At 44.1% G+C, this 16,463-nt stretch carries 9 protein-coding genes and 1 riboswitch; of the genes, 5 read left to right on the forward strand and 4 right to left on the reverse strand.

Annotated elements, in window-relative coordinates; translation table 11 throughout:
• Positions 1 to 3: 3 nt before the first annotated feature.
• Positions 4 to 1,995, reverse strand: a complete 1,992-nt coding sequence (gene csrD / locus AAGA51_RS13525) for an RNase E specificity factor CsrD (RefSeq protein WP_042489346.1) — start codon at positions 1,993 to 1,995, stop codon at positions 4 to 6.
• 136 nt (positions 1,996 to 2,131) lie between these two features.
• The gene (locus tag AAGA51_RS13530) at positions 2,132 to 2,668 is read right to left on the reverse strand and encodes a single-stranded DNA-binding protein (protein WP_042489350.1); all 537 of its coding nucleotides are present in this window, start codon (positions 2,666 to 2,668) and stop codon (positions 2,132 to 2,134) included.
• A gap of 291 nt (positions 2,669 to 2,959) precedes the next feature.
• On the opposite strand from AAGA51_RS13530, the gene AAGA51_RS13535 reads away from it, so the two are divergent.
• The 4 genes from AAGA51_RS13535 (at position 2,960) to AAGA51_RS13550 (ending at position 9,473) form a co-directional block, all read left to right on the forward strand.
• Positions 2,960 to 3,607: a LuxR C-terminal-related transcriptional regulator gene (locus AAGA51_RS13535; RefSeq protein WP_042489353.1), complete on the forward strand. Its 648-nt coding sequence runs from the start codon at positions 2,960 to 2,962 to the stop codon at positions 3,605 to 3,607.
• A gap of 146 nt (positions 3,608 to 3,753) precedes the next feature.
• Entirely contained in the window at positions 3,754 to 4,623 is an 870-nt protein-coding gene (gene galU / locus AAGA51_RS13540) for a UTP--glucose-1-phosphate uridylyltransferase GalU (protein ID WP_042489356.1), read from the forward strand.
• Between the two features lie 155 nt (positions 4,624 to 4,778).
• Entirely contained in the window at positions 4,779 to 7,601 is a 2,823-nt protein-coding gene (gene uvrA / locus AAGA51_RS13545) for an excinuclease ABC subunit UvrA (protein WP_042489358.1), read from the forward strand.
• A gap of 105 nt (positions 7,602 to 7,706) precedes the next feature.
• On the forward strand, positions 7,707 to 9,473 hold the full coding sequence (locus AAGA51_RS13550; RefSeq protein ID WP_042489361.1) for a PglL family O-oligosaccharyltransferase: 1,767 nt from the start codon (positions 7,707 to 7,709) through the stop codon (positions 9,471 to 9,473).
• Between the two features lie 39 nt (positions 9,474 to 9,512).
• Here the strand turns inward: AAGA51_RS13550 and AAGA51_RS13555 are convergent, their stop codons facing one another.
• The gene (locus AAGA51_RS13555; RefSeq protein ID WP_042489364.1) at positions 9,513 to 10,634 is read right to left on the reverse strand and encodes a pyridoxal-phosphate-dependent aminotransferase family protein; all 1,122 of its coding nucleotides are present in this window, start codon (positions 10,632 to 10,634) and stop codon (positions 9,513 to 9,515) included.
• Between the two features lie 267 nt (positions 10,635 to 10,901).
• A riboswitch (Lysine riboswitch) is annotated at positions 10,902 to 11,079 on the forward strand.
• Positions 11,080 to 11,196: 117 nt separating this feature from the next.
• Between AAGA51_RS13555 and lysC the strand changes: the two genes are divergently transcribed.
• On the forward strand, positions 11,197 to 12,549 hold the full coding sequence (gene lysC, locus AAGA51_RS13560) for a lysine-sensitive aspartokinase 3 (RefSeq protein ID WP_042489367.1): 1,353 nt from the start codon (positions 11,197 to 11,199) through the stop codon (positions 12,547 to 12,549).
• Between the two features lie 68 nt (positions 12,550 to 12,617).
• Here lysC and metH read toward each other — a convergent pair whose 3' ends face one another.
• The gene (metH, locus tag AAGA51_RS13565) at positions 12,618 to 16,298 is read right to left on the reverse strand and encodes a methionine synthase (RefSeq protein WP_042489370.1); all 3,681 of its coding nucleotides are present in this window, start codon (positions 16,296 to 16,298) and stop codon (positions 12,618 to 12,620) included.
• Between the last annotated feature and the right edge of the window lie 165 nt (positions 16,299 to 16,463).

A 16,463-nucleotide genomic window follows, 5' to 3' on the forward strand; every position in this document is an offset into this window, starting at 1 on the left:
TCTCTACTTTGTGCGCCATCGGTTTCGTTTACCGGGTTTAACTTGACGTTCCGCCACAGGTAACTTGCTCGGATTTAGTGGTTGTTCAGTATCAAATAACCGCCCTTGAACACCATCAACCCCAAGATTATGCAAAACCTGTAACTCTGACTGGTTTTCAACCCCTACGGCAATGACTTTTGTTTGTGTGCCTTTGCAGACCCCTAACAGGCTACGCACTATCAACTGATTTTCATGTCTTTGATCGATTTGCTTTATTAGGCTTCGATGCAATTTAAGATAGTTGATCTTTAAGTCTTTGATATAGTGGGTTGCAACGATTGTTCGCCCTGCTTGTCCAACTATCAACTCGCACCCAAGTGCGGATATTGTTCTGAGTACCGGACGCATATAATCCAGATGTTGAACTAAATGCCCTTCGGTAAATTCAAACGATAACTGACCACGCTGGCGGAAGGTTAACTGCATTAACTCATTACGGAACCAGCGAAAATATTGTTTATCAGAAAAAGGAAGTACATACAGGTTTACCGACAACGCGGATTCGTTAACTGAAGACTTAATCAGTTGTAACGTTCTTCTCATCACCGCTTTATCTAGGACAGCTTCATAGCCAACGGTTTCTATAGCTGAACTAAATCGAGACGCTTTCAACACCCCTTTGTCAGGGTCGTTAATTCTAGCGAACAATTCGTTATGCAATAATTCTAAGTGATTAGAACGACCGGACAAATAGCAAGCCTGTCGGAATAGGATGATATTGTCATCAATAAGAGCCTTATCGAATAGAGTCCGCCAGCGTACGCTGCCTCTGTCTTCGGAAACCGCCGCTTTTTCAAAGCGACTCCAAGCATTGACTCTCTGCAACTGAGCACTTTTCAAAGCCGTTTCTGTCTCATCAATAATTCGACCTCTACGCTCACCTTCCTTGTACATACTGACACCAATGTGGAACCAATTATCTTTATCTAGTGGCTCCGGCGGCGTTAGACGTTCAATAAATTTCAGGCATTGAGAAGCAACATGAGAGACATCTTTTGCTGTTTGGTGTGGCATAAAGAGAGCAAATACAGAATCATAGTAACGAGACAAAATTACGTCTGGATAACGAGCAATGACGTTTGAGATACACTGACCAACTTCAACAACAAAATCATCAATGACGCGTTTCTCGTTTTCTTCTTTCGCTACATCAAGATCATCAATACGTAGCATCAAAACGCCACCTTGAGCGCCGCTCTCCTGCAACGCCGATTCTAATTTGCTGTCGAACAGGACTCGATTTGCCGTACCCGTTAACTGGTCGAGAAATGTCTGTGTACGGATAAAAGTATCAAAACGGCTACGCTCTTGACGCGCATCTTGTAACTCTTCGATCAGAACATCTAAAGCTTCACTGGCAGTATATGGCCACTCTCTGTCATCGCCTTTTGCGTATTGCTCAACTCTACCGGCCAATATCATTCGCCCACGCTCTTCCAGCATTTCCGATCCCAAAAGCTGAAAACGCAACCACTTAACACTCTGTACCAAGCAGAAAACAATGAATAAAACAGCGACTGTTATCGACCACATAGCACCGATGGAATAGCTAAAGCCAACATAAGGCGGTACGACTTTAAAGTGCACCGAATAACCTTGAATGCGTTGCAAAGGAAAATCGGCTTGATACAGCCGTGCAGGGTCGATTTTTGAGGAGGTGTCTTTAAAACGGTAAATAATGCCAGCTTGAGATGACAGTTCCATCTCAACAATATTACTTGCTTGCAGCATCTTGGGCATCCAACGCTGCATAGAATAGGCAGCATCTGGGTCTTCCATCTCTTTATCCACCACTTCCACTATGCCCTGCATGTAGTGGTTGAGATATTCCTGCCCTAACCGCTGAAAGGATAAGGTCCCACCTATAAACAAAATGAACATCGCACTGGTCACAATCAGAGTGACGAAAACCACTAAACGTGTACTGAGTTTTAGCGTAGGCGTGTAGCGCATAGAAATTGAATTCCCTTTCAATTTATCGATGGGTGGCATTATTCATCGAAGAAGGCTGCTCGCAAAAATTATGTAAACAGTGCGCTAAGTATATAAAAAAAGCCACAAAATTGCGGCTTTTTTAAAATCGAGACAATTAAAACGGGATGTCGTCGTCAAAATCCATTGGCGGCTCATTGTATTGAGGCTGAGGAGCTTGTTGAGGTGCTTGCTGAGCAGCTGGCTGATACGCTGGTTGGCTCTGTCTCGCTGGCTGTTGAGGTTGCCCCCATCCGCCTTGTTGCTGAGGTTGACCTTGACCCGCGCCTCCAGCTTGTTGCTGACGACCACCAAGCATTTGCATAATGCCGTTGTAACCTTGCACAACTACTTCTGTTGAGTAACGATCTTGACCACTTTGATCTTGCCACTTACGAGTTTGTAACTGACCCTCAATGTAAACTTGAGAACCTTTACGCAGGTACTCACCCGCTACTTCTGCAAGTTTTCCATAAAGAGCAACTCGGTGCCACTCAGTTTTCTCACGCTGTTCGCCCGTTGCTTTATCACGCCATGTTTCTGACGTTGCAATGGTGATGTTTGCAACAGCACCGCCACTTGGCATATAGCGAACTTCAGGATCTCCACCCAAGTTGCCCACCAAAATTACTTTATTCACGCCACGGCTTGCCATGTTTCGCTCCGTCTTTAAATCGTATAATTTTTGAAAAAATTTCAAACAGTCAGTTAGGATAACACGCTTTTTCTCGAGCTTAAATGTCCGGTCGAATTGTTATCAAAAACTCATTCCAATTTCATTTTTAAGCTTCTAATTTTCGGGGGAAATCTTCCATTTGCAATTTGATATAAAACTCATTTACTCAATCGATTGAAATCCCACGCAAACTCGCTATCCCAATTCGCTCTATCTTTTAATTTTAGGCATTGTTGACGCATTTCACCGCATCCTACTAAGGAATAATCCATGCCAAAACACAACTATGCCAGAACCATATATTTTCTTTGCATGGACGACACATGCGTCCCTGAGCAATTAGAAAAAGCTCTAGAACTTCTTGCTTTGCCAATACCTCAAATTCTCCCTGAGCAGTTACTTCGAAATTATCACACAGATAAACACAAAATTTTGCTGATTAACTATCAGGAACATCATCTGATTAGACAAAATTTAAAAGCGTTAAAGATTACGAGTCCTCACTTTGAAACGATTCTGTTTAACGTTGATAAAAGGCTGCATACAGAAGAATTGCTCACTTTTGGTAACTTAAAAGGGCTGTTTTATCAGGATGATACTCCCGAGAGTATCTGTGAAGGCTTGGGAGAAATAATCAACGGACAAAATTGGCTTCCACGTCATGCATCAAGCCAGCTTCTACATTATTACCGATATCATTTTCAGGCCCACCACGCACAAGCTTCGGTTGACCTCACAGCAAGAGAAATCCAGATTTTGCGTTGCTTACAGACTGGGGCATCAAATATGCAAATGGCAGAAAGTCTTTTTATCAGCGAGTTTACAGTGAAGTCTCATTTGTATCAGATATTTAAAAAGCTTTCGGTGAAAAACCGAGTTCAAGCCATCAGTTGGGCAAATCAAAATCTACTTTCATAAATGCGCCTTTCAGCACATTTTCATTTTCATGACGCAGAATGTGCTGAATCTCACGAAAGTATCATGCTAAAGTCTGCAGTAAATCTATGTTTAAATATGACAACTCCGTTTTAAGACAAAAACAGATAGTTTAGCAGGGCGAAAAAATGATCAAAAAATGCCTATTTCCGGCAGCTGGCTACGGCACTCGCTTTTTACCAGCAACCAAATCAATGCCAAAAGAAATGATGCCAGTAGTAAACAAACCTCTAATTGAATATGGTGTAGAGGAAGCAATTCAAGCCGGAATGAACGGAATGTGTATTGTGACGGGTCGAGGTAAGCATTCGATCATGGATCACTTTGACATGAACTACGAGCTTGAGCACCAAATCCAAGGAACGAACAAAGAAGACCTACTTGTTGATATCCGAGACATTATCGAAACGGCTAACTTTACTTTCATTCGTCAACGAGAAATGAAAGGCTTAGGGCACGCGATTCTCACAGGCAGAGAGCTCGTGGGAGACGAACCCTTTGCTGTTGTTTTAGCGGATGATCTTTGTGTCAATGAAGAGAAAGGTGTTCTGGCACAGATGGTAGCACTGTACAACCAATTCCGCTGTTCAATCGTTGCAGTACAAGAAGTTCCCGCAGACGAAACACACAAGTATGGTGTGATCTCGGGTGAAATGATCAAAGACGACCTTTTCCGCGTGGATGACATGGTAGAAAAGCCAGAACCGGGTACAGCCCCAAGCAATCTGGCTATCATTGGTCGTTATATTCTAACTCCTGATATTTTCGAGTTAATCGAACAAACTGAGCCAGGCAAAGGCGGTGAAATCCAAATCACTGACGCGCTATTAAAACAAGCAAAATCAGGTTGCGTTTTGGCCTATAAATTTAAAGGTAAACGCTTTGATTGCGGTAGCGTAGAAGGTTATATCGAAGCGACAAACTACTGTTTTGAAAATTTATACAAGAAAAACGAACAACAAGTTGCTTTAGCGAAACACTCTACCCAGAAGAGCTAATACTCATCGCCAATAATCTTCAAAAGAGCGGCAATCAAGCGGCTCTTTATTTATTGATTAACTGTTTTTATATCCAGTATTTCTTGCACATTTCTCACTCTATGTAATACTTGCTCGACTTAGCCTTTAACGAAGCCAAAGACAGAGCAAATCAAATGGACAAAATTGAAGTACGTGGTGCTCGAACCCATAACCTGAAAAATATCAATCTCACGATTCCCCGTGACAAGCTGATCGTCATTACCGGACTTTCTGGTTCAGGGAAATCATCTTTAGCCTTTGATACTTTATATGCCGAAGGTCAGAGACGTTATGTTGAATCTCTCTCTGCCTACGCTCGCCAGTTCCTGTCTTTGATGGAAAAGCCCGATGTAGACCATATTGAAGGTCTATCGCCGGCGATCTCTATTGAGCAAAAGTCGACATCACACAACCCGCGTTCAACAGTGGGCACCATTACCGAAATCTACGATTATCTGCGCTTGCTGTTTGCTCGTGTTGGTGAACCTCGTTGCCCAGAACATAAAGTTCCGCTTGCCGCTCAAACAATCAGCCAAATGGTTGACAAAGTATTAGAGCTTCCTGAAGGCTCAAAACTGATGTTGCTTGCTCCTATCGTGAAAGAGCGTAAAGGTGAGCATGTTAAAACTCTGGAAAATTTAGCGGCTCAAGGTTTTATTCGTGCACGAATTGATGGTGAGATTTGCGATTTGTCCGATCCACCGACGCTTGAACTGCATAAAAAGCACACGATTGAAGTTGTAGTTGACCGATTTAAAGTGCGTTCTGACTTGCAACAACGTCTAGCCGAATCATTTGAGACAGCTCTGGAACTCTCTGGCGGCAACGTTGTGGTTGCCCCGATGGATGAGGAAGGCGAGGAGCAAATATTCTCAGCCAACTTTGCCTGCCCACATTGTGGTTACAGCTTGCGTGAACTTGAGCCTCGCTTGTTCTCATTCAACAACCCGGCTGGTGCATGTCCAACGTGTGATGGTCTTGGTGTACAACAGTATTTTGACCCAAGTCGAGTGATTCAGGATGAGAAACTGAGTTTGGCTGAAGGCGCAATTCGCGGTTGGGATCAAAAGAACTACTATTACTTCCAGATGCTCAGCTCTTTAGCGGCCCATTACGACTTTGATTTGCAAACGCCTTTCAACAAACTGGGCAAGAAAATCCAAGAGATCATTCTTCATGGCTCTGGTCGCACCGAAATCGAATTTAACTATATCAATGACCGGGGTGACATCCGCGTTAAGCGTCATCCGTTTGAAGGAATTCTCAATAATCTCGAGCGTCGCTATCGTGATACTGAATCCAATTCGGTTCGTGAAGAGTTAGTGAAATACATTTCTAACAAACCGTGCAGCCATTGTGAGGGTACGCGTTTACGTCTTGAAGCTCGCAACGTATTCGTCAATGACACACCACTACCGCAAGTTGTAGAACTCAGCATTGCTGATGCGCTGCAGTTTTTTCAATCTCTGACACTTGAAGGTCAGCGAGCTCAAATTGCAGAAAAGATCATGAAAGAAGTGAATGATCGTTTGCAGTTTTTGGTCAATGTTGGTTTGAACTATTTAAACTTATCGCGCAGTGCAGAAACACTCTCTGGTGGTGAAGCGCAACGAATCCGCTTAGCGAGCCAAATTGGCGCAGGGCTGGTTGGTGTGATGTATGTACTCGATGAACCTTCCATCGGTCTCCACCAGCGAGATAACGAAAGATTGTTAAAAACCCTAGAACATCTGCGCGATTTGGGAAATACCGTTCTTGTGGTTGAGCATGATGAGGATGCCATTCGCATGGCTGACCATGTGATTGATATCGGCCCTGGCGCTGGTGTACATGGTGGTAACGTAGTGGCTGAAGGTAATGTTACGGATATCATAAACAACCCGAACTCCCTTACAGGCCAATACCTAAGTGGTGTGAAAGAGATTGAAATACCTAAACAGAGAACACCAAAAGACGCGAAGAAAACAGTCGAGCTTCTTGGTGCATCTGGCAACAACCTAAAAGATGTCAATCTTTCTATCCCAGTCGGATTATTTACTTGTGTAACAGGAGTTTCAGGTTCAGGTAAATCAACACTGATCAACGATACTTTCTTTAATATCGCGCATATCGCATTAAATGGCGCAACCACATCAACACCCGCGCCATACAAATCGATAAAAGGATTAGAGCATTTCGATAAAGTTATCGATATTGACCAGAGTCCTATAGGCCGCACACCTCGCTCAAACCCTGCGACCTATACCGGTATTTTCACTCCAATTCGTGAGCTGTTTTCAGGCACGCAAGAGTCTCGTTCACGTGGTTACAAGCCGGGACGCTTTAGTTTTAACGTTCGAGGTGGTCGCTGTGAAGCGTGTCAGGGCGATGGCGTAATCAAAGTTGAAATGCACTTCTTACCCGATGTGTACGTTCCTTGTGATGTGTGTAAAGGAAAACGCTACAACCGCGAAACATTAGAAGTTCGTTACAAAGGCAAAACGATTGATGAAGTTCTCAACATGACCGTTGAAGACGCTCATGAGTTCTTTGAGCCAGTACCTGTGATAGCACGTAAACTGCAAACGCTAATGGACGTAGGTTTGTCGTACATCCGGCTTGGTCAGTCTGCTACGACATTGTCTGGTGGTGAGGCTCAACGCGTCAAACTCTCGCGAGAGCTGTCCAAACGTGACACTGGTAAAACACTGTATATTTTGGATGAGCCAACCACAGGTTTGCATTTCCATGATATTCAACAACTACTCAATGTATTGCACCGTCTGCGTGATCACGGGAACACAGTTGTCGTTATTGAGCACAACCTTGATGTGATTAAAACCGCAGACTGGATAGTAGATTTGGGCCCCGAAGGTGGGCAAGGTGGCGGTGAAATTATTGCGGAAGGTACTCCTGAAGATGTGGCGAAAAGCAAAGTTTCCCATACCGCTCGTTTCTTAAAACCGATGTTGAAATAGAAAAAATCTGTAGAAACTGAAAAAAAACGGTAAATTAGGGCCTGTCAGCCCTAATTTGCCTGCTCCAATAAAGCAGGTTTCTTCGTAAAGGACATTGAACCCCCTATGGCAACCTTGCTGTTAAGCGGAACACAACTTGAACCACAAGCACCGAGTGTGCCTAAAAACAAACCGTTCCTGATAGCGGTTAGCTTTGTTTATCTCATAGCAATGCACGTTTTTATGCCCAATTTAGGCGGTGATGGATTGTCGTTACCCTTCAATGCAGCGACTTGGATTGCTATCAGTATTCCCTTAGCAATCGGCCTATATCAAATGAGCAGCTATCAGCGTTTGAGATATTCCAAACTGACTATCGGTCTTTGGATCTGCTGTGTGATCATGACGCTTCCGCTGTTTTTTGCTAACGCGCAGTGGTACAACGAATTAACCAGAATCATTGGTTTATGGGCTGGATTTTCACTTTTCTTAGTACTACAACAATTTCATTTCAGTAATAAAAACAAACAGAAGTTACTTCTGTTTGTTGTCTTTGCTAGCCTCATTGAAGCTCTATTTGGTGTTTATCAATTCAGCGTTTTACACGCTGACAATATCTTTAAGTATGACACTGTAAAAAACCTGCCTTACGGCATTTTTCAGCACCCTGATGCCATGGCCAGCTTCCTTACTACCGGTCTAGTGCTTTCAGGGTACTTATTGGCTCGCCAACCGAAAAAATACAATAAAAAACTCAGTGAAGTGAGCTTACTGTACATAACGCCTGTGGTTTCTATCCCACTAATAATCGTCTTGCATTCTCTGGTTGGTTGGATATCTGCTGTAGTAGGTGTGTTACTTATTCTTCCATATCTGTATCGTTTTTCACCTCGTCAACGTTTTATAAACTGGGTTTTAGCAACGGTTTCAGGATTAATCATTGGCCTAGGTGCGCTGTATTTATCCCACAATCAAGATCGCGATGTAGAGCCTTACCTTTCATCCGTTCCTTATAGCAGCGTTCTTCCTCAATCCATCGATATGCTGATTGAAAAGCCATTTACAGGCTATGGTTACGGTAAGTTTGAATCAAGTTATATCCTGTATACCGCTAGACAACATCAACTCAATCCAAACTACAAAGTAGGAATTCCATCGATGGAACATCCTCATAATGAGTTTCTATTTTGGGGGATTGAAGGCGGATTATTACCCGTATTAGGAATGGCTTTAGCGGCGAGCTTTGTACTGATTCGGATATACTCAGCGAAGAAAGGTACCCGATTGGCCATGTTCGCTTTGTTACTGCCAATCGTCATTCACAGCCTAGTCGATGCACCTTTCTACCAGTCAAGCATTCACTGGTTAACCTTCATGATATTACTGTTCTGGATTGACCAGCGCGTAGCGAAATATCGTGTGTTTCGTTTTAGCAAACTCAGCAAAACACTATTACGAATCACAAGTTTGACTCTGCCAATCGTCACCTGTTTTTATATGGTGAGTGTGCTGCATACCAATTTCTACCTGACTAAATTTGAAACATCCAACCCAAAGCAACTGGATATATTGAATAAAGTCGTCAATCCAGTGCTCATCAAAGACAGATTGGATTGGGAGATGTACAGCACTTATTTAGATCTAGGGTTAAACGAGAAGAAATACGAGTACATCCAGCCTTATATCGACTGGTCTTTGAAGATTATTCAAAGCAAACCGAGACCAGGATTGTATGAGAAGTTGATCATGGCTTATCAAGCAATTGGCGATACCAGCCGAGCTGAACAAACTAAAACTGAGGCCGAGTTTCTGTTTCCTGAATTAGATTTTAGCCATATACAATACCAGAGCTTATTCGATAACTCGGAGCAATCTGAGACAGATATTGAGTAAAAAGAAAGGTGGCAAAAGCCACCTTTATTAACCAAAGTTTTATTGAGTAAGAGATTCTTCCAGTGCTCTGAGACACAAAGCGATATTTTCAGAACGGGCGCCATAACCCATAACACCAATACGCCACGCCTTACCAGCTAACGCACCGAGCCCTGCACCAATTTCCAAATTGTATTCATTGAGAAGATGGCTACGAACTTTAGCGTCATCAACACCTTCTGGAATATACACCGCATTCAGTTGTGGTAAGCGATATCCTTCTTCCACCACAAATTTGAAACCCATTTGTTCTAAACCAAGCTTGAGTTTTTCATGCATCGCTTGATGACGAGACCAAGCATTCTCCAACCCTTCATTTTTCAAAATCAGCAATGCTTCGTGCAGTGCGTATAAGCTGTTCACGGGCGCAGTATGATGATAGCTGCGTTTATTACCACCACTCCAATACCCCAACACTAAACTCTGATCTAAGAACCAACTTTGGATCGGCGTCTTTCTCGCTTGGATCTTTTCGATCGCTGTTGCTGACAGAGTCAAAGGAGATAGCCCCGGCACACAAGAAAGGCACTTCTGACTTCCAGAATAAACTGCATCCAATTGCCATTCATCCACCAGCAGTGGAACGCCACCTAATGAAGTCACGGCATCAACAATCGTCAGCATATTATTTTGCTTAGCCAAAGCGCCAAGTGTTTGAGCGTCACTCAAAGCCCCTGTTGATGTTTCAGCATGGACGAAAGCAAGAATTTTTGCATCGGGATGTTGGCTGATGGTTTGCTCTACTTTGCTAACAGAGACTGGCGTTCCCCACTCATCATCGACTGTGATAGCAATACCGCCACAACGGACAACATTTTCACGCATACGCTCGCCAAAGACACCGTTGCGGCAAACAATCACTTTATCGCCGGGCTCAACCAAATTGACGAAACACGCCTCCATACCCGCACTACCCGGTGCTGATACCGCAATGGTGAACTCGTTTTCAGTCTGGAAAGCATATTTAAGTAGCACCTTTAGCTCATCCATCATAGCGACAAACAACGGGTCTAAATGCCCAACAGTTGGACGACTAAGAGCCTGTAATACTTGAGGAGAGATATCCGAAGGACCTGGTCCCATAAGAGTTCGGTGCGGAGGGATGAAGCTTTGTATAGTCATAGGTGCTCCCAGTTATTATTAGTAATAAGCTTTCACGTACGAAAATGTAGAGTACGGCAGAATCAAGACGGCGACAATTCGACAGAGGTCTATGCTGCCTGACAATTTCGACACATTTATTTTCATTTATCACAAATTTACAATTGACAACAGTTTCACAAAACCGTTCAATGAGTGAGCTATTTATCCCTTACTCATTAGGGTTGTATACGTGAGCTGATTTGAGCACAAATCGTAGCCGCACAGATACAACACTAAGCAGGATGGGATAACAGAAGAGGAGCACTGCCCAGGCAGATGTTTTGTGGAGCCTCAACTCCAAAACAAAACATTCAGGGGGAGCAGTGCCGAGATAAATCAAAGTTGTGGATTTGGTTTATCGGTTGTCAGGGTTGAATCCCTTCAACTGTCATCGGTGCTATGCTGATGAAGAGCTTCTGAGGAATTTTATACAACCTGCCTGTTGTTACTCCCCTCTATTTTGCTCTAAGAAACTCTCTTCAAAACATTGGAAGTTGGATTACCAACCTTTTTTATTTCTAGGAAGTCCGGGAGAAATGTAGTGAGCGCATTCAATGTCGCCAAGTTTGGTGGAACAAGTGTTGCAAATTTTGAAGCAATGAGCCGTTGCTCTGCAATTATCGAAAATAACCCACAAACACGATTAGTCGTCAGCAGTGCTTGCTCTGGCGTAACGAACTTACTTGTTGAACTTGCTAATGGCGTTCAGGATGCAGACCAAAGATTAAGCATCATGAAACAGTTGGCTGATATTCATGATTCGATTATCGACCAATTGTCTGAACCGACCCAAGTAGAAAAAGAAGTTCATTCGATGCTAGATAGCATCGCTAGCGCTGCCGAAGCTGCATCATTTCAGTCCAGCAAAAAGCTGACAGATCATTTGGTCGCTTGCGGCGAACTGATGTCGACGTATATCTTGACCCAGTTAATGCGTGAGCGCGGTGTTAATGCCGTTCGCTTTGATATTCGTGAAGTATTAAGAACAGACAGCCATTACGGCCGAGCCGAACCACAAATCGAAGAGATCGCGAAACTGGCTCAAGAAAAACTTGCACCACTTTGTGCGGAATATGTGGTGGTTACTCAAGGTTTCATCGGTTCTGATGAACAAGGTAATACCACAACACTTGGTCGTGGCGGCAGTGATTACTCTGCAGCTCTGATTGCGGAATCGGTAAAAGCTTCCGGCTTAGAGATTTGGACGGATGTTCCGGGAATTTACACAACAGATCCTCGCATTGCACCTAAAGCTGCGCCAATTCCAGAGATCAGCTTTAGTGAAGCCTCTGAAATGGCGAACTTTGGTGCGAAGATCCTACACCCTTCAACACTGGTGCCTGCGCTGCGTCATGAAATCCCTGTTTTTGTCGGTTCTTCTAAAGAGCCAGAAAAAGGTGGCACCTGGATTCGTCAACAAGTCGAGAACTCACCGCAGTTCCGAGCGCTAGCACTACGTTGCAATCAAACTATGGTGACGTTACGCAGTGCGAAGATGTTCCATGCGTATGGTTTCTTAGCGAAAGTATTCGAAGTTTTGGCAAAATACAAAATCTCGGTAGACCTTATCACCACATCTGAAATCAGTGTGTCGCTGACGCTAGATAAAACGGACACATCAGGCGGTGCGCCTGAGCTGCCACAAGAAGCAAGAGAAGAGTTACAAGAGCTTTGTACTGTAGAAGTTGAGCATAACCTTTGCCTAGTAGCATTGATTGGTAACCATATGGAAACCAAAGGCTATGCGAAAGAAGTGTTCAGCACCTTAGGTGATTTTAACTTGCGTATGATCTGCTACGGAGCAAGCGACCACAACCTTTGCTTCCTCGTCGATGCTCCTGAATCTAAAGCCGTTATTCAGAAGCTACATTTGGATCTGTTCGAGAATCGATAATCAGATAACTCACACGTAAAACAAAGGTCACCAAGCGGTGACCTTTTTCGTTTCTATGCTCGGTAATCCTAACCGTTAATGCTAGGACCCAACCATTTTTCAGCTTCAAGTATGTCCCAGCCTTTACGCTGTGAGTAACTCTGAACTTGATCACCTTGGATCTGAGCAACGGCAAAGTAACGAGAATCAGGATGTGAGAAATACCAGCCAGAAACAGATGCACCCGGCATCATGGCGTAGCTGGTTGTCAGTTCCATACCTATCTTCTCTTGAACGCCTAATAGCTCCCAAATCGCACCTTTCTCCGTATGCTCAGGGCAAGCCGCATAACCCGGAGCAGGGCGAATACCCTGATACTTCTCGCGAATCAACTCTTCATTACTTAGATTTTCATCAGGAGCATAACCCCAAATCTCAGTACGCACTTTCATATGCAGATATTCAGCAAACGCTTCTGCCAAACGGTCAGCAACCGCTTGAACCATAATCGCGTTGTAATCGTCACCTTTGGCTTTGAAGTCGTCAGCCAGTTCACGTTCACCAATACCGCCTGTCACAGCAAACATACCAATCCAGTCTTGTTTGCCACTGTGCTTAGACGCCACAAAATCGGACAGACAGTAGTTCGCACCTTTTGGCTTCTCGGTTTGCTGACGCAAGTTATGCAGCACTTTAATCACTTGTTGGCGTGATTCATCCGCATACACTTCAATGTCGTCATCCACACTTGCCGCAGGGAACAGACCACAAATACCGTTCGCCTTCATAAGCCCTTCACTTTCGATACGGTCAATCCAGTCATTCGCATCTTTGAACAGCTTACGGGCCTCTTCCCCGACCAATTCATGGTCAAGAATTGCAGGATATTTTCCAGACAGCGACCAAGTCATAAAGAATGGTGTCCAGTCGATGTACTGACGTAAGACTGAAACATCAAAATCTTTAAATACATGAATACCCGGTTTAACTGGTGCCGGTGGTGTGTATATCTGCCAATCTATTGCAGCCTTGTTTGCTCGGGCTTGCTCTAAAGTCACAGGGCGGCTCTTCGGCTTTTTACGTGCGTGCTGTTCACGCGTTCTTTCGTAATCAAGATTCAGACGCTCAACAAATTCAGGACGACGTTCATCAGAAAGCAATGCGGAACATACGCCTACCGCGCGTGACGCATTGTTTACATACACCACTGGCTGATGATAGTTCTGCTCAATCTTAACAGCCGTATGCGCCTTTGATGTGGTTGCGCCACCAATCAGTAGTGGTAACTCAAATCCTTGGCGCTCCATCTCTTTCGCTACGTGAACCATTTCGTCCAAAGACGGCGTAATCAAACCTGACAGACCGATAATGTCGACATTCTGCTCGCGAGCCACTTTCAGAATTGTCTCGCACGGCACCATTACGCCAAGGTCGATGATTTCATAGTTGTTACATTGCAGTACAACACCAACGATATTTTTACCGATATCGTGAACATCACCTTTCACGGTTGCTAATAGGATCTTACCGTTTGTCGACCCTGCTTGTTTCAGCGCATTGATGTAGGGCTCTAGGTACGCAACAGCCTGCTTCATCACACGGGCAGATTTCACCACCTGCGGCAGGAACATTTTCCCTTCACCAAACAAGTCACCGACGACATTCATGCCGTCCATTAATGGACCTTCGATAACTTCAAGAGGCTTGGTCGCTTTAGCTCTCGCTTCTTCAGTATCTTCAACGATAAATTCGGTAATACCTTTAACAAGTGCGTGCTCTAAACGCTTTTCAACTGGCCAAGTACGCCATTCCAGTAAAGAGGCATCTTCCTCTTTGCCAACAGCGTTTTCACGATACTCTTCAGCGATTTCCAACAGACGCTCAGTGGCACCGTCGTCGCGGTTCAAAATGACATCTTCAACCGCATTACGCAGTTTATCTGGCACGTTGTCGTATATCTCTAACTGACCAGCGTTGACGATGCCCATGTCCATACCATTCTTAAAACAGTGGTATAGGAACACCGCATGAATCGCTTCACGTACGTAGTTGTTACCGCGGAAAGAGAAAGAGACGTTAGACACACCACCAGAAATCATTGCATGTGGAAGTTCTCGCTTGATATCTGCAACGGCGTTGATGAAATCGAGAGCATAGTTGTTGTGCTCATCAATACCGGTAGCAACGGCAAAGATGTTCGGGTCAAAAATAATATCTTCCGCAGGAAAACCCACTTGGTCGACAAGAATATGATAGGCGCGACGACAGATTTCTATCTTACGTTCACGAGTATCCGCCTGCCCTACTTCGTCAAAGGCCATAACGATAACGGCAGCACCATAGCGACGAATCAATTTCGCCTGATGAATAAATTTTTCTTCGCCTTCTTTTAGCGATATTGAGTTAACGATACCTTTGCCCTGAATACATTTCAGGCCGGCTTCAATCACTTCCCATTTCGATGAGTCAACCATGATTGGCACTTTCGAGATCTCTGGTTCTGATGCACACAACTTAAGGAATCGTTCCATACAAGCCATCGCATCCAACATGCCTTCATCCATGTTGATATCAATGATCTGTGCGCCATTCTCGACTTGCTCACGAGCAACATCTAAAGCCTCATCATAGAGTTCTTCTTTAATAAGACGTTTGAAGCGGGCTGAACCCGTAACGTTAGTACGCTCACCAACGTTAACGAACAATGTTTCTGGAGCAATGCTCAGAGGCTCTAAACCAGACAGTCGACACTCTACGCTGATCTCCGGAATAGCGCGAGGAGCTACCCCTTCAACCACTTTAGCCATTGCTGCGATATGCTCAGGGGTGGTACCACAACAACCGCCAACTAAGTTGAGGAACCCTGCTTGAGCCCATTCACCAATGTGCTCCGCCATATCTTCTGGTGATAAGTCATATTCACCAAATGCATTTGGTAATCCCGCATTCGGGTGAGCAGAAACATAACTTTCTGAAATGCGAGAAAGCTCTTCTACGTATTGACGCAGCTCATCCGGGCCCAAAGCACAGTTCAAACCAAACGAAATTGGGCGAACATGGCGCAAGGAGTTATAGAATGCTTCTGTGGTTTGGCCGGACAGAGTTCGACCTGATGCATCAGTGATAGTACCTGAGATCATGACAGGCAATTCGATGCCAAGTTCTTCAAACACAGCATCAACAGCAAAGGCACATGCTTTCGCATTCAAAGTATCGAAAATAGTTTCGATCAAAATCAGATCGCTGCCGCCTCTAATTAAAGCACGTGTAGATTCAGAGTAAGCTGTGACTAGCTGATCAAACTCGACATTACGGTAACCGGGATCATTTACATCTGGAGAGATAGAACACGTACGGTTGGTTGGCCCTAACACACCTGCAACGTAGCGAGGTTTATCCGGTGTTTTTGCCGTCCATTCATCCGCAACTTCACGAGCCAATTTGGCTGCGGCAAAGTTAATTTCTTCGCTCAAAGACTGCATGTCGTAATCAGCCATTGCAATCGTGGTCGCGTTGAAGGTATTGGTTTCAAGGATATCAGCCCCTGCTTGCAAATAAGCAGAGTGAATTCCTCTAATTAACTGAGGCTGAGTGAGAACTAAGAGATCGTTATTTCCTTTTAGATCACAATGCCAATTGGCAAAACGTTCACCACGATAATCTTCCTCTTGCAATCTATGCTCTTGGATCATGGTGCCCATGCCACCATCAATCAACATAATACGTTGCTTCAATTGCGCTTCGATCTGGTGCTTTAGATTACTACCCACAGTACAGCCTCATTATTCCTTTATTGCTTGTTCGACATCCTATCATACATTGATTAGAAATCTAGACGTCTAAAACATCTAATTACCACAAATGCGTTCGTTATAAAATTGATAAATCTATAGGTAAAAAGTGTTTGCTATTTGTTCATCATCAAAGGACAATTT

Source organism: Vibrio diazotrophicus (genome assembly GCF_038452265.1).
Taxonomy (GTDB): domain Bacteria; phylum Pseudomonadota; class Gammaproteobacteria; order Enterobacterales; family Vibrionaceae; genus Vibrio; species Vibrio diazotrophicus.

Bases quoted from the DNA above. Each gene is read 5' to 3' on its own strand.
- csrD (WP_042489346.1), bottom strand. From the start codon at position 1,995: ATGCGCTACACGCCTACGCTAAAACTCAGTACACGTTTAGTGGTTTTC.
- AAGA51_RS13535 (WP_042489353.1), top strand. From the start codon at position 2,960: ATGCCAAAACACAACTATGCCAGAACCATATATTTTCTTTGCATGGAC.
- AAGA51_RS13550 (WP_042489361.1), top strand. From the start codon at position 7,707: ATGGCAACCTTGCTGTTAAGCGGAACACAACTTGAACCACAAGCACCG.
- AAGA51_RS13530 (WP_042489350.1), bottom strand. From the start codon at position 2,668: ATGGCAAGCCGTGGCGTGAATAAAGTAATTTTGGTGGGCAACTTGGGT.
- galU (WP_042489356.1), top strand. From the start codon at position 3,754: ATGATCAAAAAATGCCTATTTCCGGCAGCTGGCTACGGCACTCGCTTT.
- AAGA51_RS13555 (WP_042489364.1), bottom strand. From the start codon at position 10,634: ATGACTATACAAAGCTTCATCCCTCCGCACCGAACTCTTATGGGACCA.
- uvrA (WP_042489358.1), top strand. From the start codon at position 4,779: ATGGACAAAATTGAAGTACGTGGTGCTCGAACCCATAACCTGAAAAAT.